The sequence below is a fragment of the Candidatus Protofrankia californiensis genome (genome assembly GCF_900634765.1).
Classification (GTDB): domain Bacteria; phylum Actinomycetota; class Actinomycetes; order Frankiales; family Frankiaceae; genus Protofrankia; species Protofrankia californiensis.
This window is the reverse complement of sequence record NZ_CAAAFT010000379.1, coordinates 7,191-10,021: the sequence shown is the minus strand read 5'-3', so window position 1 is coordinate 10,021 and position 2,831 is coordinate 7,191. Positions and strand designations below refer to the sequence as shown.

Sequence of the window (2,831 nt, the reverse complement as noted above, 5' to 3'; positions counted from 1 at the left end):
GAGCAGGCCGCCGCGGCGGGCGCGGGGGCCTGCTCGGCGGCGGCTCCCGGGCCGGCCGCGGCGGCCTGCTCCGCCGTACCGCCTTCGTCGATCACGGCGAGTTCGACGCCGACCTCGACCGTTTCGTCCTCGGCCACCCGGATAGCGCTGATCACCCCGGACGCGGGCGCGGGGATCTCGGTGTCGACCTTGTCCGTGCTGACCTCGAGGAGCGGCTCGTCGGCCTCGACGCGCTCGCCCTCCTTCTTCAGCCAGCGGGTGACGGTGCCCTCGGACACGCTCTCACCCAGACGGGGCATCGTGACGGACACAGACATGGGGTAAGGCTCCTTTGCGGCGTCCGACCGACCGTGGACGACGGGCAACGGCTACGAACGCGATGGGTGCTGGGCGACTCGGGGGCCTCCGGCGGCGCGGCGAAGAGCTGCCGTCGCGTCGCCGGAGGCCCTGATGGCTGGTGGGCCGGAGAGCACACGATCATGGCTGGTTTCGCGTACCCGGAGGCCCTGCTGATTATCGGTGGGCCGACGAGTGCGCGATTGTGGTTCGTCTCGCGCATTCGAGGCCCTAAATTGATCTATTGATTGTCAGTTGTGGGAGTGCAGCGGTTTGCCGGCCAGCGCCAGATGCGCCTCGCCGATGGACTCCGACAATGTGGGATGCGGGTGGATGAGCTGAGCGACCTCGCTGGGCAGCGCCTCCCAGTTGGTGATCAGCTGGGCCTCGGCGATCAGCTCGCCGACCCGGTCGCCCACGATGTGGACGCCCACCACCGGCCCGTCGGGCACGGCCACGAGCGTCACCGCACCCGCCGTCTGGAGGATCTGCGCCTTGCCGTTACCCGCCAGGTCGTAGGTGTGGGTGACGACGTCCCCGTACAGTTCCGCCGCTCTGGTCGAGGTGAGCCCGACCGAAGCCACCTCGGGATGCGAGTAGGTGACCCGCGGGATGTTGTCGTAGTCGATCGGCGCCGGATTCAGCCCGGCCAGGCTTTCGGCGAGGAAGATGCCCTCGGCGAAGCCGACATGGGCGAGCTGGAGACCGGGCCGCAGGTCACCGATGGCGGAGACGGTCGGCACGTTGGTACGCAGCTGATGGTCGACGAGAACGTATCCGCGATCCAGCGCGATGCCGACCTCGTCGTAGCCCAGCCCCTCCGACACCGGCCCGCGTCCGACCGCCACCAGCAGCAGTTCGGCCTCGATGGTCGTGCCGTCCTCCAGGGTCACCGTGACGCCGTCGTCGGTGGTTTTCACACCGGCGAACCGGGCGCCGAGGTGCTGCTTGATGCCGCGCCGGCGGAAGGCCCGCTCCAGCAGCTTGGAGCTGGATTCCTCCTCCAGCGGTACCAGGTGGGGCAGGGCCTCGACGATCGTCACCTCGGCTCCGAAGGAGCGCCACACCGAGGCGAACTCGCAGCCGATCGCGCCGGCGCCGAGCACCACGGCGGAGGCCGGCACGCGGTCGAGTTCGAGAGCGTCGTCGCTGGTGATCACCTGGCGGTGGTCGATCTCCAGGCCCGGCAGCGACTTCGACTGTGATCCGGTTGCCAGCACGATGTGACGACCAGAGATCACGCGGTCGCCCACGGCGACGGAGGTCGGTGACACCAGCCGTCCATGGCCCTCGACGAGCTCGATGCCACGATTGTTCACCAGGCCGGTCAGACCCCGGTAAAGTTTGTTGACCACCGAGTCCTTGTAGGCGTTGACCTTCGCGATGTCGATTCCCTCGAAGGTCGATCGAATTCCGAAATTGCCACTTTCGTGAATATTGTCCGCGATCTCCGCCGAGTGCAGCAGCGCCTTGGTCGGAATGCACCCGCGGTGCAGGCACGTTCCGCCCAGCTTGCTCTTCTCGATCAGAGAAACGTCCAGGCCGAGCTCCGCGGCACGCAGAGCCGTCGCGTAACCGCCGCTGCCGCCGCCGAGGATGACCAGGTCGACGGGACCCGCCGCAGAGTCCACCACGCCAGGCGTCCCTTCTCGTTGACTGGTTGGGATGCGTTCAGTCTTTCATGTCACCAGACCGCGGCGCCGGAGGTCCGCAGCGACTGTGTGGTGCATGACGCCGGTATTTCACCGGACTACTTCCGTGCGGTGCTCGTTACCCGCTGGTAGTTGGTTCACTGGACGCTCGGCCGCTGGTTGCCGGCAACGTTCCCGGCGAGTTGGAGCAGGGTCCGGACGATCATCCCGGTGCCGCCCCTGGGGGTGTGCCCGTACGGTTCGCCACCGTTCCAGGCCGGCCCGGCAATGTCGATGTGCGCCCACGGGACGTCCTCGGGCACGAAGGCGCTCAGGAAGTGCCCGCCGACCAGCATGCCGCCATCACGGCCGCCACCGCCGGCGACGTTGGCGAGGTCGGCGACGGTCGAGTCGAGCACCTTGCGCAGATCCGGCGGCAGCGGCATCGGCCACAGCGACTCGCCGCTCTCGCGGGCCGCGGCGACGACCTGGTCGACCGCGCCGTCGCGTCCCATCACCCCGGCGGTGCGCTGCCCCAGGGCGACGATCTGCGCGCCGGTGAGCGTCGCGACGTCCACGATCAGGGCGGGGGAGTCCTCGGCGGCGCGGGCGAGGGCGTCACCGAGCACCAGGCGTCCCTCGGCGTCGGTGTTGAGCACCTCCACCCGTGTGCCGCCCCGCAGGGTCAGGACGTCCGACGGCCGGATCGCCCCGCCCGACGGCATGTTCTCGGCCAGCGGCAGCCATCCGACGAGGTGAACCGGCAGGTTCAGGCGGGCTGCCGCGACGAGCGTCGCCAGCACCGAGGCGGCCCCCGCCATGTCGACCTTCATCCATTCCATCGCGGCCGCGGGCTTGAGCGAC

The 2,831-nt window shown here is 69.2% G+C and carries 2 protein-coding genes and 1 pseudogene; all 3 read right to left on the bottom strand.

The annotated features are described in order from the left end of the window. Positions 1 to 317 (bottom strand): biotin/lipoyl-containing protein (locus DD1DGNOD_RS19475; RefSeq protein WP_283234728.1); only part of this gene is annotated, 317 nt, incomplete at its 3' end. Between the two features lie 270 nt (positions 318 to 587). Beyond that, positions 588 to 1,970, bottom strand: coding sequence for a dihydrolipoyl dehydrogenase (lpdA, locus tag DD1DGNOD_RS19470; RefSeq protein ID WP_131767909.1), 1,383 nt, complete (start codon positions 1,968 to 1,970; stop codon positions 588 to 590). A 155-nt stretch (positions 1,971 to 2,125) separates the two neighbouring features. Further along, positions 2,126 to 2,831 (bottom strand): annotated as a pseudogene (locus tag DD1DGNOD_RS29855) (leucyl aminopeptidase); the annotation flags it as partial.